The 23,471-nt window shown below is 65.4% G+C and carries 21 protein-coding genes; 14 read left to right on the top strand and 7 right to left on the bottom strand.

Going from position 1 to position 23,471, the window contains the following annotated elements:
* Positions 1-286: 286 nt before the first annotated feature.
* The 8 genes from uvrC (at position 287) to tpiA (ending at position 9,833) form a co-directional block, all read left to right on the top strand.
* Positions 287-2,392: an excinuclease ABC subunit UvrC gene (gene uvrC / locus AOT83_RS09730; RefSeq protein ID WP_057965940.1), complete on the top strand. Its 2,106-nt coding sequence runs from the start codon at positions 287-289 to the stop codon at positions 2,390-2,392.
* The gene (gene rapZ / locus AOT83_RS09725; protein WP_057965939.1) at positions 2,364-3,278 is read left to right on the top strand and encodes an RNase adapter RapZ; all 915 of its coding nucleotides are present in this window, start codon (positions 2,364-2,366) and stop codon (positions 3,276-3,278) included. Before uvrC ends, rapZ begins: the two co-directional genes overlap by 29 nt.
* On the top strand, positions 3,275-4,351 hold the full coding sequence (gene yvcK / locus AOT83_RS09720) for a uridine diphosphate-N-acetylglucosamine-binding protein YvcK (protein WP_046253867.1): 1,077 nt from the start codon (positions 3,275-3,277) through the stop codon (positions 4,349-4,351). The genes rapZ and yvcK overlap by 4 nt, the downstream gene beginning before the upstream one ends.
* Positions 4,348-5,325: a DNA-binding protein WhiA gene (whiA, locus tag AOT83_RS09715; RefSeq protein WP_030093500.1), complete on the top strand. Its 978-nt coding sequence runs from the start codon at positions 4,348-4,350 to the stop codon at positions 5,323-5,325. The genes yvcK and whiA overlap by 4 nt, the downstream gene beginning before the upstream one ends.
* A 179-nt stretch (positions 5,326-5,504) precedes the next feature.
* Positions 5,505-6,728, top strand: coding sequence for an MFS transporter (locus AOT83_RS09710; RefSeq protein WP_030093499.1), 1,224 nt, complete (start codon positions 5,505-5,507; stop codon positions 6,726-6,728).
* A gap of 56 nt (positions 6,729-6,784) precedes the next feature.
* Complete coding sequence (gene gap, locus AOT83_RS09705; protein ID WP_057965938.1) at positions 6,785-7,807, top strand: type I glyceraldehyde-3-phosphate dehydrogenase; 1,023 nt, start codon at positions 6,785-6,787, stop codon at positions 7,805-7,807.
* Positions 7,808-7,809: 2 nt separating this feature from the next.
* Positions 7,810-9,036: a phosphoglycerate kinase gene (locus tag AOT83_RS09700; RefSeq protein WP_030093497.1), complete on the top strand. Its 1,227-nt coding sequence runs from the start codon at positions 7,810-7,812 to the stop codon at positions 9,034-9,036.
* Between the two features lie 11 nt (positions 9,037-9,047).
* Positions 9,048-9,833, top strand: a complete 786-nt coding sequence (gene tpiA / locus AOT83_RS09695; RefSeq protein ID WP_030093496.1) for a triose-phosphate isomerase — start codon at positions 9,048-9,050, stop codon at positions 9,831-9,833.
* A 1-nt stretch (position 9,834) separates the two neighbouring features.
* Here tpiA and AOT83_RS09690 read toward each other — a convergent pair whose 3' ends face one another.
* On the bottom strand, positions 9,835-11,505 hold the full coding sequence (locus AOT83_RS09690; RefSeq protein ID WP_057965937.1) for a DUF2207 domain-containing protein: 1,671 nt from the start codon (positions 11,503-11,505) through the stop codon (positions 9,835-9,837).
* Positions 11,506-11,583: 78 nt separating this feature from the next.
* Between AOT83_RS09690 and AOT83_RS09685 the strand changes: the two genes are divergently transcribed.
* The 5 genes from AOT83_RS09685 (at position 11,584) to AOT83_RS09665 (ending at position 14,760) form a co-directional block, all read left to right on the top strand.
* Positions 11,584-12,753 carry a neutral zinc metallopeptidase gene (locus AOT83_RS09685; protein WP_057965936.1) on the top strand — a complete coding sequence of 390 codons (1,170 nt, stop codon included), beginning with the start codon at positions 11,584-11,586 and terminating at the stop codon, positions 12,751-12,753.
* A 49-nt stretch (positions 12,754-12,802) separates the two neighbouring features.
* A complete protein-coding gene (secG, locus tag AOT83_RS09680) occupies positions 12,803-13,039 on the top strand; it encodes a preprotein translocase subunit SecG (protein ID WP_030093493.1) in 237 nt (78 codons plus the stop codon).
* A 266-nt stretch (positions 13,040-13,305) separates the two neighbouring features.
* On the top strand, positions 13,306-13,692 hold the full coding sequence (locus tag AOT83_RS09675; protein WP_046253862.1) for a hypothetical protein: 387 nt from the start codon (positions 13,306-13,308) through the stop codon (positions 13,690-13,692).
* Positions 13,689-14,024, top strand: coding sequence for a hypothetical protein (locus AOT83_RS09670; protein ID WP_030093491.1), 336 nt, complete (start codon positions 13,689-13,691; stop codon positions 14,022-14,024). The genes AOT83_RS09675 and AOT83_RS09670 overlap by 4 nt, the downstream gene beginning before the upstream one ends.
* Positions 14,011-14,760 carry a hypothetical protein gene (locus AOT83_RS09665; protein ID WP_057965935.1) on the top strand — a complete coding sequence of 250 codons (750 nt, stop codon included), beginning with the start codon at positions 14,011-14,013 and terminating at the stop codon, positions 14,758-14,760. The genes AOT83_RS09670 and AOT83_RS09665 overlap by 14 nt, the downstream gene beginning before the upstream one ends.
* A gap of 61 nt (positions 14,761-14,821) precedes the next feature.
* On the opposite strand, the gene pgl is transcribed toward AOT83_RS09665, so the two are convergent.
* Genes pgl through tkt form a run of 5 tightly spaced genes read right to left on the bottom strand, consistent with a single transcriptional unit; the run spans position 14,822 to position 21,327 of the window.
* A complete protein-coding gene (gene pgl / locus AOT83_RS09660; RefSeq protein WP_057965934.1) occupies positions 14,822-15,565 on the bottom strand; it encodes a 6-phosphogluconolactonase in 744 nt (247 codons plus the stop codon).
* Complete coding sequence (gene opcA / locus AOT83_RS09655; RefSeq protein WP_057966035.1) at positions 15,562-16,470, bottom strand: glucose-6-phosphate dehydrogenase assembly protein OpcA; 909 nt, start codon at positions 16,468-16,470, stop codon at positions 15,562-15,564. The genes pgl and opcA overlap by 4 nt, the downstream gene beginning before the upstream one ends.
* Entirely contained in the window at positions 16,467-18,017 is a 1,551-nt protein-coding gene (gene zwf, locus AOT83_RS09650) for a glucose-6-phosphate dehydrogenase (protein WP_057965933.1), read from the bottom strand. Before zwf ends, opcA begins: the two co-directional genes overlap by 4 nt.
* A 35-nt stretch (positions 18,018-18,052) precedes the next feature.
* Positions 18,053-19,186, bottom strand: a complete 1,134-nt coding sequence (gene tal / locus AOT83_RS09645) for a transaldolase (protein WP_057965932.1) — start codon at positions 19,184-19,186, stop codon at positions 18,053-18,055.
* A 26-nt stretch (positions 19,187-19,212) separates the two neighbouring features.
* Positions 19,213-21,327: a transketolase gene (gene tkt, locus AOT83_RS09640; RefSeq protein WP_109394815.1), complete on the bottom strand. Its 2,115-nt coding sequence runs from the start codon at positions 21,325-21,327 to the stop codon at positions 19,213-19,215.
* A 218-nt stretch (positions 21,328-21,545) separates the two neighbouring features.
* On the opposite strand from tkt, the gene AOT83_RS09635 reads away from it, so the two are divergent.
* Positions 21,546-22,484: a heme o synthase gene (locus AOT83_RS09635; RefSeq protein WP_057965930.1), complete on the top strand. Its 939-nt coding sequence runs from the start codon at positions 21,546-21,548 to the stop codon at positions 22,482-22,484.
* Here the strand turns inward: AOT83_RS09635 and AOT83_RS09630 are convergent.
* A complete protein-coding gene (locus AOT83_RS09630; protein ID WP_057965929.1) occupies positions 22,473-23,450 on the bottom strand; it encodes a quinone oxidoreductase in 978 nt (325 codons plus the stop codon). The two genes, AOT83_RS09635 and AOT83_RS09630, sit on opposite strands and share 12 nt — an antisense overlap.
* Positions 23,451-23,471 lie beyond the last annotated feature (21 nt).

Raw genomic sequence — 23,471 nt, 5'->3', positions numbered from 1 at the left:
ATTTATCACTGGCCTCCTGAAGCGAGGATCCATCATCGGAATGGCCGCATTGGCGTTGTTTGCCACTGCAAGTCTGAACGTTGCGCACGCGGATATTCCGCCGTGCGCCCCGCACGAAGACCCCGAGCACTATCGATGCAAGATCTACACAGACGATCCATTTGGCGTGTGGGAGTCCGAGGTTGAGCAGGAGCTGCTGGGTATTCCTTGGTCCGATCACTGACGGGCCGGGCCGGACGTGCTCTGCTCGCCAGGGTTAGTCGGACTCCGCGACTAGCCTGGATACGTGCCTGATCCCTCGACCTATCGACCGGCTCCCGGCTCGATACCCGTCGAGCCGGGGGTCTATCGATTCCGTGATCCGCACGGACGGGTCATCTACGTGGGCAAGGCCAAGAGCCTTCGTAGCCGGCTCACCTCGTACTTCGCCGATGTCGCCAGTCTGCATCCGCGTACCCGGCAGATGGTCACCACTGCGGGCAGCGTCGAGTGGACCGTGGTGGGCACCGAGGTCGAAGCGCTGCAGCTCGAGTACAACTGGATCAAGGAATTCGATCCGCGCTTCAATGTGCGCTACCGCGACGACAAGTCGTATCCGGTGCTCGCCGTCACGCTCAACGAGGAGTACCCGCGGCTGTTCGTCTATCGCGGGCCTCGCCGTAAGGGCGTGCGTTACTTCGGCCCGTACTCGCATGCGTGGGCGATCAGGGAGACGCTCGACTTGCTTACCCGGGTCTTCCCGGCCCGCACCTGCTCTAACGGAGTGTTCAAGCGGCACAAACAGATTGACCGCCCTTGCTTGCTGGGATACATCGAGAAATGTTCGGCGCCCTGCATCGGGCGGGTGAGCGCCGAAGAGCACCGGGAGATCGTTCTCGATTTCTGCGACTTCCTCTCTGGCAAGACGGATCGTCTGGCCCGGGACATGGAACGTGAAATGAACCACGCGGCTAAGGAACTCAATTTCGAGCGGGCGGCACGGCTGCGCGACAACATTTCTGCCTTGCAGCGTGCACTGGAGCGACAGACTGTTGTGTTCGGAGATGGCACCGACGCCGATGTGGTGGCCTTCGCCGACGACGAGCTGGAAGCCGCGGTGCAGGTGTTCCATGTGCGTGGTGGGCGGGTTCGCGGCCAACGTGGCTGGATTGTCGAAAAGTCGGGGGACCCGGGCGATTCCGATCTTGAGGGACTCGTCGAACAGTTCCTCACTCAGTTTTACGGCGACCAGGCCGATCTCGCTTATGTCGCCGACACGGATGCCGACGTGGCCCCGGTGCCGCGTGAGGTTCTCGTGCCGGTGCTGCCGCGTGATGCCGAGGGCATGACCTCTTGGTTGACCGGGCTACGGGGTTCCCGGGTCTCATTGCGGGTACCGCAGCGTGGCGACAAAAAGGCGCTCGCCGAGACGGTGGAGCGCAATGCCAAAGAGGCCCTGTCGCAGCACAAGCTCAAGCGCGCAGGCGATCTCACCACAAGGTCGGCGGCGTTGCAGGAGCTTCAGGATGCGCTCGGCCTGGAGCAGGCGCCGCTGCGCATCGAGTGCATCGACATCAGCCATGTCCAGGGCACCGACGTGGTGGCCTCGCTGGTGGTCTTCGAGGATGGGCTGTCCCGCCGGTCGGACTACCGCCACTACAGCATCCGGGAGGCTGCCGGGGATGGGCGCTCCGACGACGTCGGGTCCATTGCGGAGGTGACGCGGCGCCGATTCGCCCGGCACGTGCAGGATCAGCAGGTTCACGGTGACAGTGGTGCGGTATTGGATGCTGCCGGCGTTGCGGCTCCGGGGTTGGACGTCGCCGGCGCCGCGGCTCCGGGGTTGGACGTCGCCGGCGCCGCGGCTCCGGAAGGCAGGTCGAGGAAGTTCGCCTATCCGCCCAACCTTTTCGTCGTCGACGGTGGTGCACCCCAGGTCAACGCGGCCGCTGCCGAACTGAGTGAGCTGGGTGTCACCGATGTCGCGGTCATTGGATTGGCCAAGCGCCTCGAGGAGGTGTGGGTGCCGGGTGAGCCGGATCCGGTGATTCTGCCGAGGACGAGTGAGGCGTTGTATCTGCTGCAGCGTGTTCGCGACGAGGCGCACCGATTCGCCATCACGTTCCATCGCAGCAAGAGGTCCCGGCGGATGACCGCCTCGGTGCTCGATGGCATACCGGGGCTGGGGGAGGCGCGCCGGGCCGCGCTCGTCTCGCACTTCGGTTCGGTGGCGCAGCTGAAGAAGGCCAGCGTCGAGGAGATCACCGCGGTTCCGGGCATCGGTGCGGCCACCGCACTGGCGGTACGTGAGGCGCTCGTCGGTCCAGTCAATTCGGAGGCGACTTCCGGTGCAACCGAAGCACCACTGCCCGCCATGGTCGAAAATGGAGTCGATGACAATCGATCCTCTTAGCGTGGCAAGCGGACCCGCGAACGCCGATATCGACGTCGTCCTGGTCACGGGCCTATCGGGCGCGGGACGCGGCACCACCGCCAAGGTGCTCGAAGACCTGGGATGGTATGTCGCCGATAACCTGCCGCCCGAATTGATCACCCGGATGGTGGACCTGGGTCTTGCCGCGGGTTCACGCATCACGCAGCTCGCGGTGGTGATGGATGTCCGCTCCCGGGGCTTCACCGGCGATCTGGAATCGGTGCGTGCCGACCTGGCCACCCGGGGGATCAGCCCACGTGTGCTTTTCCTGGAGGCATCCGACGAGAGCCTGGTGCGCCGCTACGAACAGAACCGGCGCAGTCACCCGCTGCAGGGCGGTCAGACCCTTGCCGAGGGCATTGCCGCCGAACGCACGTTGCTCTCACCGATCCGGGCCTCGGCGGATCTGGTCATCGACACATCGTCGCTGCCCGTGCCCGCACTGCGTGCCGCTATCGAGCGTGCCTTCAGCACCGAGACAGTCGCACATCTGAGCGTCACCGTGGAATCTTTCGGATTCAAATATGGGCTACCGATGGATGCCGATATGGTCGTCGACGTCCGATTTCTACCGAACCCACACTGGGTTGACGAGCTGCGACCGCATACCGGTCAGCATCCGTCGGTGAGCCAGTACGTATTGAGCCAACCCGGCGCGGACGAGTTCCTGGACACCTACCATCGGCTGCTGAACCTCGTCATCGACGGTTACCGGCGAGAGGGAAAGCGCTACATGACAATCGCGGTTGGCTGTACCGGCGGCAAGCATCGCAGTGTCGCGATCACCGAGGCCCTGGCCGCATCGTTTGCCCCCGATGAAGACCTGTCGGTGCGGGTATTGCACCGCGACTTGGGGCGCGAATGAACCCCGGCATCGACCAGCCGTTCACGCGCCGCGAACCCCGGATCGTTGCCCTCGGTGGTGGCCACGGTCTGTACGCCACACTTTCGGCGGCGCGACGGCTCACCCATGACATAACCGCCGTGGTGACGGTGTCCGATGACGGCGGCTCGTCCGGGCGAATTCGTTCCGAGCTCGGGATCGTGCCACCCGGCGATCTGCGCATGGCGTTGGCGGCGCTCGCCTCCGACAGCCCGCGCGGGCGCATGTGGGCCACGGCCATCCAGCACCGCCTGGGCGGCAATGGCGGGTTGGCGGGGCACCCGATCGGCAACCTGATCCTGGCCGGGCTCACCGACATGCTCGCCGATCCGGTCTCCGCGCTCGACGAGATGGGCCGCATGCTCGGCATCACCGGCCGGGTGTTGCCGATGTGCCCGATTCCGTTGCAGATCGAGGCCGACGTATCCGGTCTGGAGTCCGACCCGCGGATGAGCCGGGTGATCCGCGGGCAGGTGGCGCTGGCGACCACCCCCGGCAAGGTGCGCCGCGTCCGCATGCATCCGGGCAACCCGCCGGCCACCCGGCAGGCCGTGGAGGCCATCATGGCCGCCGACCTGGTGGTTTTAGGGCCCGGGTCCTGGTTCACCAGTGTCATCCCGCATGTCCTGGTGCCCGAACTTTTCGCTGCTTTGCAGCAGACCCAGGCCCGGAAGGCCTTGATCTTGAATCTGGCACCGGAGCCGGGGGAGACGGCGGGCTTTTCCGCGGAGCGTCATTTGCACGTACTCTCGCAACACGCGCCCGAGTTCGGTGTACACGACATCGTCGTCGAATCCGCATCCGCAGATGACACCGAACGCGACCACTTGACCAGGGCAGCTGCCTTGTTCAATGCGCACGTTCAGTTCGCTGACGTCTCGCGCCCTGGTACACATTTACATGACCCTGCGAAACTGTCGGCGGTCTTGGATCGAGTACGAACGGGTAGCGCGGCCGCGGCCGCGGGAACAGATGCCGAATCCACGGTGCGCCTGGCAGCGGGGGGCGGGAGCACGCAGCATGGAATTCAGAGAGGGGACACCCCGTGGCGATGACCGCCGAGGTCAAAGACGAACTGAGCCGCCTGGTGGTGACTCAGGTCAGCAGCCGCCGCGCCGAGGTCGCGTCGCTGCTGCGGTTCGCCGGCGGACTGCATATCGTCAGCGGCCGGGTTGTCGTCGAGGCAGAAGTCGACCAGGGCAGCATCGCGCGGCGTCTCCGCAAGGACATCTTCGATCTGTACGGCTATAACGCCGTAGTGCACGTGTTGTCTGCGGGCGGCATCCGCAAGACCACTCGTTATGTGGTCCGCGTCGCCAAGGACGGAGAAGCGTTGGCGCGGCAGACCGGTCTGCTCGATCTGCGGGGGCGCCCGGTGCGCGGGCTGCCGGCACAGGTGGTCGGCGGCAGCGTGGCCGATGCCGAGGCCGCCTGGCGTGGCGCGTTCCTGGCACACGGCTCGCTGACAGAACCCGGCCGGTCATCGGCGCTGGAGGTCAGCTGCCCGGGACCGGAGGCCGCGCTGGCCCTGGTGGGTGCGGCCCGACGGCTCGGCGTGAGCGCGAAGGCGCGTGAGGTGCGGGGCAGTGATCGGGTGGTGGTTCGCGATGGCGAGGCCATCGGTGCCTTGCTCACCCGGATGGGCGCGCAGGACACCCGACTGACGTGGGAAGAACGCCGGATGCGCCGCGAAGTGCGGGCAACGGCGAACAGGCTCGCGAATTTCGACGACGCGAACCTGCGCAGGTCCGCGCGTGCTGCGGTCGCTGCGGCCGCGCGCGTGGAGCGTGCCCTGGAAATCCTTGGCGACACAGTGCCCGACCACCTCGCGGCCGCCGGAAAGCTGCGCGTTGAGCACCGGCAGGCATCACTTGAGGAGCTGGGCCGCCTCGCCGATCCGGTGATGACCAAAGATGCTGTCGCGGGCCGTATTCGGCGATTGCTTTCGATGGCCGACCGCAAGGCCAAGACCGACGGTATCCCCGATACCGAGTCCGCGGTGACCCCGGAGCTGCTCGAAGAGGCGTAACAAGTCCCCTCACGCCGAGCGAAAACCGATGGCGAATTGTCGGAGCGCTTTCGTACCCTGAATCGGTGGACTTCGCTAAGCAGGTGAAAACCGAAGCGGTCCTTGGGGAAATGCCCGAGGACTCTTCGGGCGAAGAGCCACACCATCAGAGCACCGGACTCCCGCGCGCACTGCGGCCGCTGCGGCATCGCGACTATCGACTGCTGACTCTGGGCCTGGCGGTGACCCTGTTGGGCAATGGCATGTGGACGGTGGCGCTTGTCTGGCAGGTCATCCGAATGGGACTCGGGCCGGCGCAGGTGGCCATCGTCGGCACCACCTTCAGCGTGGGTCTACTGATCAGCGTGCTGCCCGCCGGTGTCGCCGCTGATCGACTGCCCAAGTTGTGGGTGATGCGGTGCTCACTGGCCGTGCAGACGGTGCTGATGTTCACCACTGCGACGCTCGCACTGACCGGTGCCGCCCACATCTGGCATCTGGCGCTCAACTCACTGTTGTTCGGGATCGCCGAGGGTTTCTACATCCCGGCCTATACCGCGTTGTTGCCGAGTTTGTTGCCCGCCGATGAGCTGTTGGCGGCCAACGGAATCGAAGGTGTGCTGCGGCCCGTGATGCAGCTCGCGGCCGGTCCCGCGGTCAGTGCCGCCATCGTCAGCGTGTGGTCACCGGGTGGGGCGTTCCTCTTGGAGGGTGCGCTGGTGGCGGCGGGTCTGGGCTGTCTGCTGCTGGTTCGGCACACCCACGAGCCGGCCGCCGCGCCCGATGTACGTCAGCATCCCGTGCGCCGTGCGCTGGCCGATTTGGCGGAGGGGTTCCGCTACATGGTGCGCACCACGTGGTTCTTCGCCACGCTGCTGTTCGCGATCGGTTATGTGCTGGTGGTCGTCGGGCCCATCGAGATTCTGCTGCCGTTCGTCATCCGAGACCACGGCGGAGACCCAGGCACACATGCCACGGTGCTGGCGTTGTTCGGTCTGGCCGGCGCGGCCGGGTCCTTCATCGTGTCGTCACTGCCCCTGGCCCGCCGGTACCTGACGGTGATGATCCTGATGTGGGGAGCGGGGTCCTTGCCCCTGCTGCTCATCGGGTTCACCGGACGCGTCTGGATGATCGCCCTCGCCATGATCATCGTGGGGGGCACCATGCAGGCAGCCAACGTCATCTGGGGCACCCTGATGCAGCGTCGCGTGCCCGAGGAGATGCTCGGCCGCGCGGCCAGCATGGACTTCTTCGTGTCCCTCGTCGGCCTGCCCGCCTCGTTCGCACTCGTGGTTCCGGTGGCGCACATCATCGGCAACACCACGGTGTTCGTCATCGCTGGCGTGGCGCCGCTGGTGTTGGCGGTCATCGCCCATATCGTCGCGCGACTGGGCCGGGACGAAATGGCTCACCCCCTGGGCTAATGTGAGTGCCGATAACGGGTACACCACAGATCAAACAGACTAAGAGGGAGCGCTACGTGACTGTCCGGGTAGGCGTAAACGGGTTTGGCCGGATCGGCCGGAACTTCTTTCGGGCACTGGACGCGCAGAAGGCTCAAGGGATCAACACCGACATCGAGATTGTCGCGGTCAACGACCTGACCGATAACGCCACCCTGGCCCACCTGCTGAAATTCGACTCCATTCTGGGGCGGCTGCCGTACGACGTCAGCCTGGAGGGCGACGACACCATCGTGGTCGGCGACCACAAGATCAAGGCCCTCGAGGTCCGCGAAGGCCCGGCGGCGCTGCCGTGGGGCGACCTGGGTGTCGACGTCGTCGTCGAATCGACCGGCATCTTCACCAAGCGTGAGAAGGCGCAGGGCCACCTGGACGCCGGTGCCAAGAAGGTCATCATCTCCGCGCCCGCCAGCGACGAGGACATCACCATCGTGCTGGGCGTCAACGACGACAAGTACGACGGCAGCCAGAACATCATCTCCAACGCCTCGTGCACCACGAACTGCCTCGGACCGCTGGCCAAGGTGCTCAACGATGAGTTCGGCATCGTCAAGGGCCTGATGACCACCATCCACGCCTACACCCAGGACCAGAACCTGCAGGACGGCCCGCACAGCGACCTGCGCCGTGCCCGCGCCGCCGCGCTGAACATCGTGCCTACCTCGACCGGTGCCGCCAAGGCCATCGGTCTGGTGCTGCCCGAGCTCAAGGGCAAGCTCGACGGTTACGCCCTGCGTGTGCCGATCCCCACCGGTTCGGCGACCGACCTCACCGTGGAACTCGCCAAGGCGGCGAGCGCTGCCGACATCAACGCCGCCATGAAGGCCGCCGCGGAGGGCAAGCTCAAGGGCATCCTGAAGTACTACGACGCGCCGATCGTGTCCTCGGACATCGTCACCGACCCGCACAGCTCGATCTTCGACGCGGGCCTGACCAAGGTGATCGACAACCAGGCCAAGGTCGTCTCCTGGTACGACAACGAGTGGGGCTACTCGAACCGCCTCGTCGACCTGGTCGGCCTGGTCGGCAAGTCGCTGTAACGATGGCGATCAAGTCCCTCAACGACCTGCTGGCCGAGGGAGTTTCGGGCAAGGGCGTGCTGGTCCGGTCGGACCTGAACGTCCCGCTCGACGACAATCTCAACATCACCGACCCGGGTCGCATCGTGGCCTCGGTCCCGACCATCCGCGCGCTCGCGGGTGCCGGGGCCAAGGTCATCGTCACCGCGCACCTGGGCCGCCCGGACGGTGCGCCGGACCCCAAGCTGTCCCTGGCTCCGGTCGGTGCGGCGCTCAGCGAACTGCTGGGGCAGCACGTGCAGGTGGCCGGCGACGTTGTCGGGACGGATGCGCTGGCGCGTGCCGAAGGTCTGACCGACGGTGACGTGCTGCTGCTGGAGAACATCCGGTTCGACCCGCGTGAGACCAGCAAGGATGACGCGCAGCGACGAGCGCTCGCCCAGGAGCTCGCCGAATTGGTCGGCGGCCCAACGGGTACCGACGGTGCGTTCGTCTCCGATGGATTCGGCGTGGTGCATCGCAAGCAGGCCTCCGTCTACGACGTGGCGACACTGCTGCCGCATTACGCGGGTGGTCTGGTGGCCGCCGAGGTGGAAGTTCTGCGGGTGCTCACGGCCAGCACCGAGCGCCCGTATGCGGTGGTGCTCGGCGGGTCCAAGGTCTCCGACAAGCTGGCCGTCATCGAATCGTTGGCCACCAAGGCCGACAGCCTGGTGATCGGTGGCGGGATGTGCTTCACCTTCCTGGCCGCGCAGGGGTTGCCGGTGGGCAAGTCGCTGGTGCAGCCGGAGATGGTCGATACGTGCAAGCGGCTGCTGGATACCTATGCCGACGTGATTCACCTGCCGATGGACATCGTGGCAGCGGACGAGTTCGCCGCCGATTCGCCCTCGGAAATCGTTGCCGCAGACGCTATCCCGGACGGCAAGATGGGTCTAGACATCGGGCCCGAGTCGGTGAAACGGTTCACGGCCGTGCTGTCGAACGCCAAGACCATCTTCTGGAATGGTCCGATGGGTGTCTTCGAGTTCCCGGCTTTCGCCGCGGGTACTCGAGGGGTGGCCGAGGCGATCATCGCGGCCACCGAGAAGGGTGCGTTCAGTGTGGTCGGAGGCGGTGATTCGGCGGCCGCGGTGCGTGCGCTGGATCTGCCGGACGATGGCTTCTCGCACATCTCCACCGGTGGTGGCGCATCCCTGGAATACCTTGAGGGCAAGACGCTTCCGGGTATCGACGTTCTCGAAAGCTAGAGGAGCATCGCATGTCGCGTAAGCCGTTGATCGCTGGCAACTGGAAGATGAACCTCAATCACTTCGAGGCCATCGCCCTGGTGCAGAAGATCGCGTTCTCGTTGCCGGACAAGTATTTCGACAAGGTGGATGTGACGGTCATTCCGCCGTTCACCGACATCCGCAGCGTGCAAACTCTGGTCGACGGGGACAAGCTGCGATTGACCTACGGCGCACAGGACCTGTCGGTACACGACTCGGGTGCCTACACCGGCGAGATCAGCGGTGCCTTCCTGGCCAAACTGGGCGTCACGTACGTCGTGGTCGGGCATTCCGAGCGTCGTCAGTACCACGCCGAAGACGATGCGCTGGTCGCCGCCAAGGCGGCCGCGGCCCTCAAACACGGTCTGACGCCGATCGTCTGCATCGGAGAAGCCCTGGACATCCGCGAAGCGGGCGACCACGTGCAATACAACGTGGACTCGTTACGGGGATCGCTGGCCGGGCTTACCTCCGAGCAGGTCGAGAAGGTCGTCATCGCCTACGAGCCGGTGTGGGCGATCGGCACCGGCCGGGTGGCCAGTGCCGCCGACGCTCAGGAAGTGTGCGCGGCGATCCGGGCCGAGTTGGCGCAGATCGCCAGCGCCGACGTGGCAGCGTCCGTGCGAGTGCTCTATGGCGGCTCTGCCAATGCCAAGAACGTAGGCGAATTGGTTGCGCAGGAAGATGTGGACGGCGCTCTGGTGGGCGGCGCCTCGCTGGATGGCGAGCAGTTCGCCCAGATGTCGGCGATCGCGGCGGGCGGGCCGCTGCTCTAACTCAGTTCTGCGGCAGGTTCTGTAGGTGCGCGCCGCGCGCCAACACGCCGTCCAGAATGGTGAGGAAGGTCGGCAGGTTCGCGGTGATGTTCGCAGCGGTTTTGTTGAGTTCTTCGGAAGTCGTTTCGTACCAATCGATTCCGGGTGAGCCGTCTGCGGCGGTATCGAGTGTTTCCATGGCTTTGAGCCATGCATCGAGCTGCCCCAGGACCACAGCGTAGGGCGCCGCCCGGGTGAGGATGATCTCCCGGTCGGTGGGCTCCAAGTCCTCCATGTTGAGCTCACCCAAGTAGCGGCGCAGCGCGGCCACATGCGCTACCAGCAGCCGGCCACGCGCCGTGCGCACCGGAAGTAGCATTCCGGCCAGTGCGAAGACGGCTCCTGCGCCGCATACCGCCACACCGATCATGGCGCTGCCGACGCTCAGTGCCAGGGCGGCCGTGATCACGAGACCGCCGAGTAGCGCGCCGATCCCATAATGGGTTAGGGGGCCAAGGTGTTCTGGCGAACGGCGGAACCACCGATTGCGCTGGGCGTCGGCATACATCGTGTCGGACATGCCGCCAAGATCCAGCCGGGAACCCGGTGTGTGGAAGCTGGATACAAAGACCGTCTCGGTCCCTTGGGGGAGCAGGATATTCACCAGCTGGGTCTCGTAGGTGGTCAGTAGGCCATCCATCGGAGCGCGACGGGATATCTGCCAATCGAGCTGTGCACCGGGGCCGTCTGTTTCGGCGATCCAGAGGTATCCGCGCACCGCGAGGTCGACGATCGTCGCGGTGAGGTCCACGGCGTCGACACGCAGATCGACAACGGTGCCAACCTGTCCCGGTAGGACACCGTCGGGTGCTGCGAATCGTGCCCCCTTGTCATCGTGCACGAGGGGATCGGCCAAGGCGATGGCCATTTCGGCGGCCCGTGCATCGCGGCGGCGCGCGGTAATCACCCAGCCGGCTAGGGCGATCGCAGTGCCGCCGAGCGCTGTGAGCGCGGTGATCGACGACCCTGTCAGCGCGAACGGTCCCGGTGCCCCCGGGATTGTCGTGAAGGTGGCGCTGGCTGGGACCGTACCGGCCGGCAGCATGACACTGAAGACTACGACCGAATCCGGTGAGAGTTCGTTCTGCTGAAGCCGGATTACCCCGGTGTGATCGACCTGTGCTGAGGTACAACGTATTTGAAAACCTGGTGCGCCCACAGAGCATTCGGGAGAGCTGGGTTTGGTGCTCGGGGACACGAACGAGGCCGTGACGTTTCGCAGTCCCGAGTCCCATCCGGAGGCTACGGGCCACAACACCTGTTGCCGATCACCGATGTCGGTGACAGCGCCGCGCACCGTGTAGCTGATCGTGGCCGGGCCGTGAGCGACGGCGGTCAACGCGTTACCGTCCGAGATAGCCTGGGCGGCACCGGTAGTGGCTACCTGGTCGACTTCGAAATGCTGTACCCGATTGCCTTCGACGGCCGTGTCGAGCAGCAGGCGACGTTGCAGCACGTGGTCCTTGGCGGGCGTGATGGTTTCGGTGATGTGCAGCGTGCCGTCCTCGGCCAGATTCATGGCGACCGCCACCGTGCCGGCGGGATCGTCTGCGCGCGCAGGCGTCGCCGCGACCAGCCATCCGGTACCGAGCGTTAAACAGATCAACAGCCGCAACACCGCCCCGCGAATCATCTCTCCCACGGCGGTAACCCTAGGTCAGGGTCGATATGCTGGCGCGCATTCACCGAAGGTGTTCAGGGGGCGGACCATATGGGGCAGCAGCCGTATTACCAATCCAGGCCGGTGCCCGGCTGGGGTACACCATTACCGCCGCCCGCGCAGGCTCCGATGGCGCCATCTCCACGTGGATGGCGTCCACCGCCCGTTGCGCCATTGCCGGGATACCCTGCGCCTCAACCGCGGCCCGCCTACTCAGTGCCACCGGTGCGTCCGGTGTATCTGCCGCCGGCCGGATACGGACCGCGGCCGGGTGCGCACGGTGGGTCTCACACCGGCCTGATCGTCGCCGGCGTAGTTTGCGCTCTGGTCGTCGCTTTCGTGCTGGGCACGATGGCGGTATGGGCACTGCGTCCGAATAGAGACCGTTCGGTGCGAGCCACAACCACGTGGCAGTACCCCTCGACCACTGTTCGCAGTACCGCCGTGTGGGCCTCATCGTCGACGAGGCCCACCACGGCACCGGCGCCCCCGCCGCCTCCTGGCCCCAAGCCGGTATTCGCGCTCGGCAACAATCCGCTATTTCGGAATCAGGACGCGGGATTCACGAATGCGCCGTGCTCCACGAGCACATGGCCGTTCGACATCCCGCACGCCGACGCGTTCTACCGCGACCTTCGCGGGTGCATGGATCCGGAGTGGCGGCGGCTGCTTGACGGGCACAGCCTGCCGTGGTCGTCGCCGGGTTTGGTAGTGGCGGGAGACTATGTGGATTCGCCCTGTGGAGGCGAATATTTCGGAAGGGCGAGGGCCGCCTTTTACTGCCCCTCGAACAACACCATCTACATGTCGATCGTGGGTGTGCCTCCGGGCAGGTATGGGAATCATGACGGTATCTACCTGGCCGTTTACGCCCACGAGTATGGGCACCATGCGCAGGAGCTCAGCGGGATGTGGGATGAGTACTGGCGCCAGCGCCGCGCTGCCGGAGTCGATTCACCGCTGGGACTTGAGCTCTCCCGACGACTGGAACTGCAGGCCCAGTGCTTCTCGGGAATGTTCCTTGGCTCCCGACGTGGTGGCACCATCACCCAGCAGGAACTCGACCTGGCCTGGAATGACCAGGATCGCGGAGACGGACAGCAGCCGACGCGTGACCACGGTTCCAACCAGCACGCCGAGGCATGGTGGCGGCATGGTTCGCTCAAGAATCGGCTGTGGGAATGCAATACCTGGCTGGCCGATAGTTCGGCAGTGAGCTGAACGGAGTCCCTGCGCAGGTGAGCGGAACCGAGCCGGTAGGCTAACCACCATGGAATTGGCGTTGCAGATCATCCTGGTGATCACGAGCTTGCTCGTGGTCTTGCTGGTGCTGTTGCACCGTGCGAAGGGCGGTGGTCTGTCCACGCTGTTCGGTGGTGGCGTGCAGTCGAGCCTCTCCGGTTCAACCGTGGTGGAGAAGAACCTGGACCGGCTGACCTACTTCGTCACTGCTATTTGGGTGATCTCGATCATCGGCGTCGGGCTGGAGATCAAGCTCGGCGGATAGCGGAACGACGTTTTACCGGCAGCGGACTACTCCACAGGTAGTCCGCTGTTTTGTCTCTGCGGTAGATATTCTCGCTGGTAGTTGATGTTTCATCTATTTGCCGAGAAATTTCTTCAAAATTCATGGAACCGATTCATGTCCTCGGATCATCAATCTCTATGTATGGCACAGAAGTCGACGAGTGCCATCAGCGGTCGGTGGACCGGGGACGCGGAGGGGACGTTCCCGTTTCACCGGCCGCACCCCCAGGAAAGGAGCCCCTCGACATGTCGGAGTGCCGTGGTGACCCCCGCCAATGGATCCGTGAGTACCAGGATCGCCTGGAGGTTCTTGGACAACGCGCCCAGTACGTGCAGCAGACAGTGGGCCTGGTTCGCGGCCACGCCAAGGATGATGTGGGAGTCGCGGTGACCGTTGGGTCCGGCGGCCGCATCGAGGCGCTGGATCTCGATGAGTCCACACTGTCGATGGACGCGCGGGATCTGTCGGCAATCATTACCAGGACTATCGCCGCGGCGCAGGTCAATGCGGCCAGCCAGATCCACAGCACGTTGCATGACCTCACCGGTGACGGACCGGCCATGGACTACGTCAAGGGCTACCTGGACGGGGGGCACCTTGGGGAGGGTGAACATCTGGGACCGTCCTCATGAGCAATGAGCCGGGCGGGACCTTCCACTTTGACCGCGACGTGGTGTTGCACGAGGCAGCGAACCTCGAGAGCGCCGGGGAATCCGTGCGGTACTTGCTCGAGCATCACGGCGAGGGGCTCGGCGATCAGGACCTGGGGTCTGTGTCGTCGGATTTCGTGATGTCGGTGCGGGGAAGCATCGATGAGCTGTCCGACGCGGTCCGCACGCTCGGCGATGTCATCGTGGAGACGGGACAGCGCCTTCACGATCAAGCTCGGCAGATTGCCGAGGCGGAGGACCAGACTGTCGCCGCGATGACGAAGATTGGTGAAGGGTTCGGTGGACACCCTTGATGCCGAGCTGAAACCGCTCACTCGCCTCTATGACGCCGGATTGGGCTTCCTGGTCGAGCATGTGCAGTTCCTGGAAGAACCGCTCAATGCGATGCGGGGTGACCCCGTCGCGGCGTCCGCCGAAGCCACCTTCTGGCGCTATTGCATTGCCGATGTCACCAATGTGCAACAGGAACTCTCGGCGGTGCTCAGTGCGCTGGGCGACGGTCATAGCGGGGCGGCGGCAACAGGATTCGGTGAGGCGGCAGGTGCTCTCGATGACGCTTTGCAGGAGCTGCGCCTCGTCGCGGCGAATGTCAATCAGCGCATCAACGTCGTGACGGATCTGGTCACGCATACCCGGAGCATGCTCGGGCAATGGGTGGAAGGGTATGTGGACGACGTCATTACCGAGTTCACGGCGGCCCGGGCGGCTTCACCCATCACCCAGGGGGGCAGCGTGGCGACCACGATCGCCTCCGCCGTGGCGGATGCCTCCGAGCTTGGAAACAAGATGGGCCGCACGCTATCGCAGCTCTTGGACCGTCTTGACGAGCATGCGGCAGCGATCCGGGATGCGGTGGCGGAGTTCGCGATCAATGTGCAGCGTCTGAAAACGCCCGCGCCAGGACCCGCCGTCGCACCCTCGCCGGGTGTGCCAGCTCAGCTGCCTGCTCCGACACCGGCCCAGGCGGCGCATGGCCTGTCCGTAGACCCGGACGCGCTCTTCGCCGCGGGACAGGGCAACGAGAACTAGACCGCCACGCACAGGGTGTAGGCCGATCGCGGCCGCATGAGGGCCCGGTTGGGGCCTGCGCCTAGTTCAGCTGGCTCGCGGCGGCTTCGTCCAACAGCCACACGGTACGTTCGGTCCCCTTGGCGCCTGCCGCGGGCACATCGATCGGATCGGCCCCTCCGATCGCCGCCGCGACGGCTTCGGCCTTGGCCTCGCCGGAGACGATCAACCACACCTCGCGTGAACGCTGAATGGCGGGCAGTGTCAACGTGATCCGCTCCGGTGGTGGCTTGGGGGAGTCGGGCACCGCAACCACCAGTCGGTGTGTTTCCTTGACGGCATCGGTATGCGGGAACAGTGAATTGATATGCCCCTCGCCGCCCATGCCCAGCAGGTGGACGTCGAAGGCCGGGCAGTCCTGGCCGGGCTCGGCATTGGCCGCCAGCAGCTGCTCGTAGGCGAGTGCGGCCGCGTCCAGGTCGGTGCCATACTCGCTTTCGCTGTTGGGCATCGCGTGCATGTTGCGCAGCGGGAAGTCGACATGCTCGAGCAGTGCCTCCCAGGCCTGCCAGGCATTACGTTCCGGATCGGTCTTCGGGACGTACCGGTCGTCGCCCCAGAACACGTGGACGTTGGCCCAGTCGAGATCGCTGGCCACCTCGCGCAGATGCTTGAGCAGGGCGATGCCGGTACCGCCCCCGGTGAGCACGATCAGCGCCTTGCCGCGTTCGGCGAGGGCACCGGCGATTGCCGATGCCAGCCGGTCGCCTGCGGCGGTCACCAAAGTGTCGGTATCCGCGTACTTTTCGATGATTGTTTCACTCATAGGTATTGCACCTTCGCGATTCCCTCAAGCGCCGTGCGGTAGATCTCATCGGGATCGAGGCGGCGCAAATCCTCGGCCAGGCAATCTCGTGTCTCTCTGCGCGGCAACGGAAGTGATGCCGACGGGCGTCCGGTGCGGGCCAGTGTCGCGATGGCCCCGGTCTGCGGCCGGCTCAGGGTGACGACCTCGCTGTCCCGGTGCAGTTCCACCTTGAGCTCGCCGACCAGACGGGTGACGGGTCCTTCGATACGTGACGCGAGCCAGCCCGCGGTGACATCGAGCGCGGGTTCGGTGGCGAGCCCGGACACCACTGCCGAGTTGATGCCCTCATACGGTGGCTGATCCAGGGCCGAGGCCAGCAGCGCACGCCAGTAAGTGATCCGGCTCCATGACAGGTCGGTGTCACCGGGGGTGTATCCGGCGAGCCGGTTCTTGATGGCGTTCAAGGGGTCTGGTGCCGTCGTCGCATCGGTGATACGGCGGATCGCCAGACGTCCCACCGGATCTTTCGCGGGAATGGCGGGCGCCTGGTTGGGCCACCACGCGACCACGGGGGTATCGGGCAACAGGAACGGGATCACGACACTGTGCTCGTGGGCGGCGAGAGGGCCGCGCAGCCGCAATACGACGACCTCGCCCGTCCCGGCGTCACCCCCGACCCGGATCTGGGCATTGAGCCCCGTGGTGGGGGCCAGCGGATTGCGCTCCAGCACGATGATGCGGCACGGATGCTCGTGGCTGGCGCCGTTGGCGGCCTCGATGACCTCTTCGACGTCATCGCCGGCGTCGGTGATGACAACCAGGGTCAGGACGCGCGCCATGGTGACCGCACCACCGGTTTCGCGCAGCTCCACCAGCTTTTTGTTGACGTCGTTGGTGGTGGTGTCGGGCAGATCAATGATCACGGCCGCCTCCATTCCCGGCCACTGCGGGCCAGCATTTCCACGGCCGATTGCGGCCCCCAGGTACCCGATTCGTATGTGTCCGGCTTGCCCTCTGATGCCCAGAAATCCAGCGCAGGATCCAGAATCCGCCAGGACAATTCGACCTCGGCATTGACAGGGAACAGCGACGGTTCCCCCAACAGGACGTCGAGGATCAACCGCTCGTAGGCCTCCGGTGATTCCTCGGTGAAGGCCTGCTCATACGAGAAGTCCATGTTGACGTCCCGCACCTCCATCGCGGTACCGGGCACCTTCGAGCCGAACCGCAGTGTGACGCCCTCATCGGGCTGCACCCGGATGACCAGCGCATTGGCGCCGAGCTCTTCGGTCATCGTGGAATCGAAGGGCAGATGCGGTGCCCGCTTGAACACCAACGCGATCTCCGTGACCCTGCGGCCCAACCGCTTTCCGGTGCGCAGGTAGAACGGGACCCCGGCCCAGCGGCGGCTGTCGACCTCCAGGGTGATGGCGGCGAACGTCTCGGTGGTTGAGGTCTTGGAGAAGCCTTCCTCTTCCAAGAGGCCCGGAACCTGCTGGCTGCCTTGCCATCCCGGTCCGTACTGGCCGCGGGCAGTGGTTTCGGCGAGCGGCTCGGCCAGCCGGGTGGCCGAGAGCACCTTGATCTTCTCCGCCTGCAGCTCGGCGGGGGAGAAGTTAATGGGCTCCTCCATCGCGGTGAATGCCAGCAGCTGCAGCAGGTGATTCTGGATGACATCGCGTGCTGCCCCGATGCCGTCGTAATAGCCTGCGCGGCCGCCCAATCCGATGTCCTCGGCCATGGTGATTTGCACATGGTCCACGAAGTGGGCGTTCCAGATCGGGTCGAACAACTGGTTGGCGAACCGCAGCGCCAGAATGTTCTGCACCGTCTCCTTGCCGAGGTAATGATCGATCCGGAAGACTGATTCCTCGGGGAACACCTCGTTGACCACAGCGTTCAGCTCGCGGGCACTCTGCAGATCATGGCCGAAGGGCTTCTCGATCACGACGCGGCGCCATGCGCCGTCCACGGGCTGTGCAAGTCTGGACTTGGACAGCTGCTCGCATACCGTGGGGAATGCTTTCGGCGGAATCGACAGGTAGAAGGCGTGATTGCCGCCGGTGCCGCGTTCTTCGTCGAGCGTCTGCAGGGTCTTCTTGAGCTGCTCGAAGGCCGCGTCATCATCGAAACTGCCCTGCACGAACCGGATTCCCTCGGCAAGACGGTCCCAGACATGCTGACGGAACGGGGTGCGTGAGTGTTCCTTCACGGCATCGAGCACGATCTGGCCGAAGTCCTCGTTGGCCCAGTCCCGGCGGGCGAACCCGACCAACGCGAAGCTCGGTGGCAGCAGCCCGCGATTGGCCAGGTCATAGATGGCCGGCATCAACTTCTTGCGGGCCAGATCGCCGGTGACCCCGAAGATCACCAGCGAGCAGGGTCCCGCGATGCGTGGAAGACGCTTATCGCGCTTGTCCCGCAACGGGTTTGTCGCCGATGCGCCGTTCGCGCGAAGAATGTCAGTCATGGATGAGCCTTTCGTGTGAAGACCGTCATCCACGCTCACTCCTTGGTGGATACCGCGTCGAGTTGGGCTTGGGTGGCGTCGATGAGCTCGTTCCAGGCGACCTCGAACTTGTCGACGCCTTCGGTCTCGAGCACCTCGAACACGTCGTCCAGATCGATTCCGGCGCGACTGAGCTCATGGAAGACCGCGTGCGCGCCGTCATATGTTCCGTGAATGGTGTTGCCGGTGACGATGCCGTGATCGGCAACGGCCTCCAACGTCTTCTCGGGCATGGTGTTGACGGTGTGCGGAGCCACCAGGTCCACCACGTAGAGGGTGTCGTCGTAGTCGGGGTTCTTGACTCCGGTCGAGGCCCACAGCGGACGCTGCACGCGCGCACCGGCCTTCTTGAGCTCGGCGAACCTGTGACCGTGATCGAAGACCTTCTCGTAGGCCTGGTAGGCGAGGCGGGCATTGGCGACCCCGGCCCGGCCCCGCAGGGACAGTGCCTGACCGTTGCCGATGTCCTCGAGGCGTTTGTCGATCTCGGTGTCCACCCGGGACACGAAGAACGAGGCCACCGAGTGGATCTTGGAGAGGTCGCGTCCGGCTTCCTTGGCGGCCTCCAGGCCGGCCAGGTAGGCATCCATCACTTCCTTGTGGCGTTCCACCGAGAAGATCAGGGTGACGTTGACCGAGATGCCTTCGGCGATGACCGCCGAGATCGCGGGCAGACCGGCCTTGGTGGCCGGGATCTTGATCAACAGGTTGGGCCGATCGACGATCTTCCACAGCTCGATCGCCTGCAGGATGGTCTTGTCGGTGTCGTGTGCCAGGCGCGGGTCCACCTCGATGGACACTCGGCCGTCGACGCCCTCGGAGGCTTCGTACTGCGGAGCCAACACGTCGCAGGCGGCGCGCACGTCATCGGTGGTGGCGGTGCGGATTGCCGAGTCGACATCGGCCCCCCGCTCGGCCAGCTCGGCGATCTGCGCGTCGTAGGCATGCCCCTTGGACAGGGCGGCCTGGAAGATCGCAGGGTTGGTGGTCACCCCGACGATGCTTCTGGTCGCGATCAACTCGGCGAGATTGCCCGAGTTGAGTCGGTCCCGGGAGAGATCGTCGAGCCAGACGGCAACTCCGGCTTCGCTCAGTTCGGCGAGATTAGCGTTCTGCTCAGATGTGCTCATGGGATTCATCCCTTCCTGATTCGGGGTTATTGAGCTGCTGCGATGGACCTTTCGGCGGCCGCAGCCACTGCATCCGGGGTGAAGCCGAACTCACGGAACAAGGTCTTGTCGTCAGCGGAAGCTCCGAAGTGCTCCAGTGAGACGATTTGACCGGCGTCGCCGACGAACTTGTACCAGCCTTGCGCGATGCCGGCTTCCACGGACACCCGGGCACGCACCGACGGCGGCAGCACGCTGTCGCGGTATTCCTGGGGCTGGGACTCGAACCATTCCACACAGGGGAACGACACCACGGAGGCCGTAATTCCCTTGGCGGCAAGGATCTTCTTGGCCTCGACGGCGAGCTGCAGTTCCGAGCCCGTGCCGATGAGGATCACATCGGGCTGGCCATCGGTTGCCTCCAGCACGTAGCCGCCCTTGGCCACACCCTCGCGGCTGGTGCCTTCCAGGATCGGCACACCCTGGCGGGTGAGCGCCAAACCGACTGGGCCGGTGCTGGATTGGCGCTCCAGGACGGTCGCCCAAGCGTAGGCGGTTTCGTTCGCGTCACCGGGGCGCACCACCGAGAGGTTGGGGATGGCGCGCAGGGCGGCCAGGTGCTCCACCGGCTGGTGGGTGGGGCCATCCTCGCCGAGACCGATCGAGTCGTGTGTCCACACGTAGATCGGATCGATGTTCATCAAAGCCGCCAGGCGCACCGCGGGCCGCATGTAGTCGGCGAACTGCAGGAACGTTCCGCCGTACGCGCGGGTGGGGCCATGCAGCACGATGCCGGACAGGATCGATCCCATCGCATGCTCGCGGATGCCGAAATGCAGTGTGCGGCCATATGGTTGGGCATTCCAGTCCGATGTCGCGATGGACGTTGGGCCGAAGGAATCGGCGCCCTTAATGGTGGTGTTGTTGCTGCCCGCGAGGTCCGCGGAGCCACCCCACAGCTCGGGAAGCTTGGCGCCGAGCGCTGACAGGGTGTCGCCGGACGCGGCGCGAGTAGCCACGCCCTTGGAGCCGGGCTCCCAGGACGGCAGGTCGGCGTCCCAGCCCTCGGGCAGGGTGCGCGCCTCCAGTCGGTCCAGCAGTGCCTTGCGCTCGGGCTCGCGGGCGGCCCAGGCGTCAAAATCCTTGTCCCACTCCGCATGTGCTTGCTTGCCGCGCTGCACGAGCTCGCGGGTGTGGGCGATGACCTCTGGGGCCACGTCGAAGGATTTCTCCGGATCGAAGCCCAGAATTTTCTTGGTGGCGGCCACCTCGTCAGCCCCCAGCGCCGAGCCGTGCACGCCGCCGGTGTTCATCTTGGTGGGAGCGGGGTAGCCGATGATCGTGCGCAGCGCGATGAACGACGGGCGGTCGGTGACCGCACGGGCGTTGGCCAGTGCTTCCTCGATGCCGGTGACGTTCTCACCACTGATGACGGTCTGTACATGCCAGCCGTACGCCTCGTAGCGCGCGGGGGTGTCCTCGCTCAGTGCGATCTTGGTGTCGTGCTCGATGGAGATCTCGTTGTCGTCCCAGATGACGATGAGGTTCCCGAGCTGTTGGGTACCGGCCAAGGAGGACGCTTCCGAGGTCACGCCCTCTTCGATGTCGCCGTCGGAGGCGATGACGTAGATGAAGTGGTCGAACGGGCTGGTCCCGGGCGCGGCGTCGGGGTCGAACAAGCCGCGCTCGTACCGAGAGGCCATCGCCATGCCAACCGCCGAGGCCAGGCCCTGGCCGAGCGGCCCGGTGGTGATCTCGACACCCTTGGTGTGGTGGTACTCGGGGTGACCGGGGGTCAACGAGCCCCAGGTGCGCAGTGCCTCGATATCGGAGAGTTCCAGGCCGAATCCGCCCAAGTACAGCTGCAGGTACAGAGTCAGGCTGCTGTGCCCACAGGACAGCACGAACCGGTCGCGCCCGATCCAGGAGGGGTCACTGGGATCGTGGCGCAGCTGACGCTGGAAAAGCGTGTATGCCACGGGTGCCAGGCTCATCGCGGTGCCGGGGTGGCCATTGCCGACCTTCTGCACGGCATCGGCGGCCAGCACCCGTGCGGTGTCTACCGCACGCGAGTCCAGGTCTGTCCAGTCATCCGGGTGGTCGGCCCGGGTGAGGGTTGGGATATCGGTCGGGATCTCGTCGATCGCGGTCACGGGGCCCATCGTAGTGCTGCCGATTTCCCGCCGCTGCCTCACGGCCGGGTCACGCCGTCTAGGCAATGTGATAGTCCGGTGGCGGACAACCTATGTTCACTTCCGGGGGCCGACCTTGGTTGTCGACGCGCGACCCTGGCGGTCTACCATCGTGTGTAGTAGAGCGCTCAGTGCCGCGGGTCGGCTGGCTCACCGGATAATTACCCAGGAGGATCAGCGCGGTGCGGATGCGAGAGACGCAAGGCGCGCGTGCTCGCGGCCCGTTCCTTTCGACAATCCTCGCCTACGTGGCGCTGACCAAGCCCAGGGTCATCGAGCTGCTGCTGGTCACCACGATCCCCGCGATGCTGCTGGCCGACCGCGGTCACGTGAATCCGCTGTTGATCCTGAACACGCTGCTCGGCGGCATCATGGCGGCGGCCAGCGCCAACACGCTGAACTGCGTGGCCGATGCCGATATCGACAAGGTCATGAAGCGCACCGCGCGGCGGCCGCTGGCGACATCGACGGTCACCACGCGCAACGCCCTGACCTTCGGGATCGTGCTCGGCGTGGGGGCTTTCGCCTGGCTGTGGTGGACTGCCAACCTGCTGTCCGGCGTGCTCGCCGTCGCCACCATCGCCTTCTACGTGTTCATCTACACGCTGGTGCTCAAGCGCCGCACCGCGCAGAACGTGGTGTGGGGCGGGGCGGCCGGGTGCATGCCGGTGATGATCGGGTGGTCGGCGGTCACCGGCACCATTGAGTGGCCGGCGGTGGTGATGTTCCTGATCATCTTCTTCTGGACTCCGCCGCACACCTGGGCGCTGGCCATGCGCTACAAGGAGGATTACCGGGCCGCGGGGGTCCCGATGCTGCCCGTGATCGCAACCGAAGAGAAGGTCACCCGGCTGATTCTCATCTACACCTGGCTGACGGTGCTTGCCACGCTGGCACTCGCGCTGGCCGCAGGTGTCATCTACGCCGTGGTCGCGTTCCTGGCCGGGGTGTGGTTCCTGGCGATGGCGCACCAGCTGTACTCGGGTGTGCGCAAGGGGCAGCCGATCAAACCGCTGCGGTTGTTCCTGCAGTCCAACAACTACCTGGCCGTGGTCTTCTGCGCCCTGGCGGTCGACTCGGTGGTCGGCTGGCCGCTGTTGTTCAGCAATGGGCTGCTAGGGCACTAGGACGACCGACCCGGTGGTCTTGCGTGCCTCCAGGTCGATGTGGGCCTGGGCGGCCTGCTCCAGCGGATAGCTGGCTCCGACGGTGATCTTCAATGTCCCGCGCGACACCAGGTCCAGGACCTCATCGGCGCGCCAGGCGAATTCTGCCGGGGTGCGGATGAAATGCCCCATGGTCGGTCGGGTCAGCACAGCCGACTTCGCGGTGAGGCGCTGCGGGTCGAAGGGCGGCACCTGGCCACTGGCCGCGCCGTACAGGGCGATCAGGCCACGCACCCGGACTGCCGCCAGGCTTGCCTCGAAGGTCGACTTGCCGACGCCGTCGTAGGCGACCGCGACACCCTCACCCGAGGTCAGCTCGAGGATCTTCTCGGCGAATTCCGCCGGATCCGCGGGATCCGGGTAGGGCAGCACCTCGGCGGCACCGGCCTCGCGGGACAGTTTCTCCTTGGCCGCGCTCGACACGGTCGTGATGACCCTGACCCCGCGATGGGACGCCCATTGGGTCAGCAGCAAGCCCATTCCGCCGGCTCCGGCGTGCACCAGCACGGTGTCACCAGCGGCGACGGGGTACACCGAGGTGAGCAGGTAATGGGCGGTGATGCCTTGAAGCAGGGCGCTCGCGGCAACCTCCGGAGACAGGCCCTCGGGCACTTTTGCGGTGTAATCGGCTGGTGCGGTGGTCGATTCGGCGTACCCCCAGGCGGCCACGGGGCTGGCGACCCGGTCGCCAGGGGCAAGGTGTTCGACACCCTCACCCACCGCGCTTACCACTCCGGTGACCTCGGATCCCGGAATGTGGGGGAGCGGGGCGGCGTAGCTGCCGTTACGCAGATAGATATCGCGGAAGTTGACCCCCACCGCATCGACGTCGATGAGTACCTCGCCGGGGCCCGGTGTCGGAGCTGTCTTTTCGACGAGGGTGAGCACTTCGGGTCCGCCGGTCACCGGCACTTCGATGGCGCGCATGGGTACCAGTATCCAGGCACG

It is taken from the genome of Mycobacteroides sp. H001 (assembly GCF_001440005.1).
Taxonomy (GTDB): Bacteria; Actinomycetota; Actinomycetes; order Mycobacteriales; family Mycobacteriaceae; genus Mycobacterium; species Mycobacterium gwanakae.
The sequence above is the reverse complement of the archived record's forward strand: the minus strand, read 5'-3'. Positions and strand labels throughout refer to the sequence as shown.

What these genes read in the sequence shown, in the direction of transcription:
- AOT83_RS09700 (WP_030093497.1), top strand. Translation starts at nt 7,810, where the DNA reads ATGGCGATCAAGTCCCTCAACGACCTGCTGGCCGAGGGAGTTTCGGGC.
- AOT83_RS09675 (WP_046253862.1), top strand. Translation starts at nt 13,306, where the DNA reads ATGTCGGAGTGCCGTGGTGACCCCCGCCAATGGATCCGTGAGTACCAG.
- rapZ (WP_057965939.1), top strand. Translation starts at nt 2,364, where the DNA reads ATGGAGTCGATGACAATCGATCCTCTTAGCGTGGCAAGCGGACCCGCG.
- AOT83_RS09685 (WP_057965936.1), top strand. Translation starts at nt 11,584, where the DNA reads ATGGGGCAGCAGCCGTATTACCAATCCAGGCCGGTGCCCGGCTGGGGT.
- tpiA (WP_030093496.1), top strand. Translation starts at nt 9,048, where the DNA reads ATGTCGCGTAAGCCGTTGATCGCTGGCAACTGGAAGATGAACCTCAAT.
- pgl (WP_057965934.1), bottom strand. Translation starts at nt 15,565, where the DNA reads ATGAGTGAAACAATCATCGAAAAGTACGCGGATACCGACACTTTGGTG.
- tkt (WP_109394815.1), bottom strand. Translation starts at nt 21,327, where the DNA reads ATGGGCCCCGTGACCGCGATCGACGAGATCCCGACCGATATCCCAACC.
- AOT83_RS09630 (WP_057965929.1), bottom strand. Translation starts at nt 23,450, where the DNA reads ATGCGCGCCATCGAAGTGCCGGTGACCGGCGGACCCGAAGTGCTCACC.
- yvcK (WP_046253867.1), top strand. Translation starts at nt 3,275, where the DNA reads ATGAACCCCGGCATCGACCAGCCGTTCACGCGCCGCGAACCCCGGATC.
- AOT83_RS09635 (WP_057965930.1), top strand. Translation starts at nt 21,546, where the DNA reads ATGCGAGAGACGCAAGGCGCGCGTGCTCGCGGCCCGTTCCTTTCGACA.
- tal (WP_057965932.1), bottom strand. Translation starts at nt 19,186, where the DNA reads ATGAGCACATCTGAGCAGAACGCTAATCTCGCCGAACTGAGCGAAGCC.
- AOT83_RS09670 (WP_030093491.1), top strand. Translation starts at nt 13,689, where the DNA reads ATGAGCAATGAGCCGGGCGGGACCTTCCACTTTGACCGCGACGTGGTG.
- secG (WP_030093493.1), top strand. Translation starts at nt 12,803, where the DNA reads ATGGAATTGGCGTTGCAGATCATCCTGGTGATCACGAGCTTGCTCGTG.
- zwf (WP_057965933.1), bottom strand. Translation starts at nt 18,017, where the DNA reads ATGACTGACATTCTTCGCGCGAACGGCGCATCGGCGACAAACCCGTTG.
- AOT83_RS09690 (WP_057965937.1), bottom strand. Translation starts at nt 11,505, where the DNA reads ATGATTCGCGGGGCGGTGTTGCGGCTGTTGATCTGTTTAACGCTCGGT.
- whiA (WP_030093500.1), top strand. Translation starts at nt 4,348, where the DNA reads ATGACCGCCGAGGTCAAAGACGAACTGAGCCGCCTGGTGGTGACTCAG.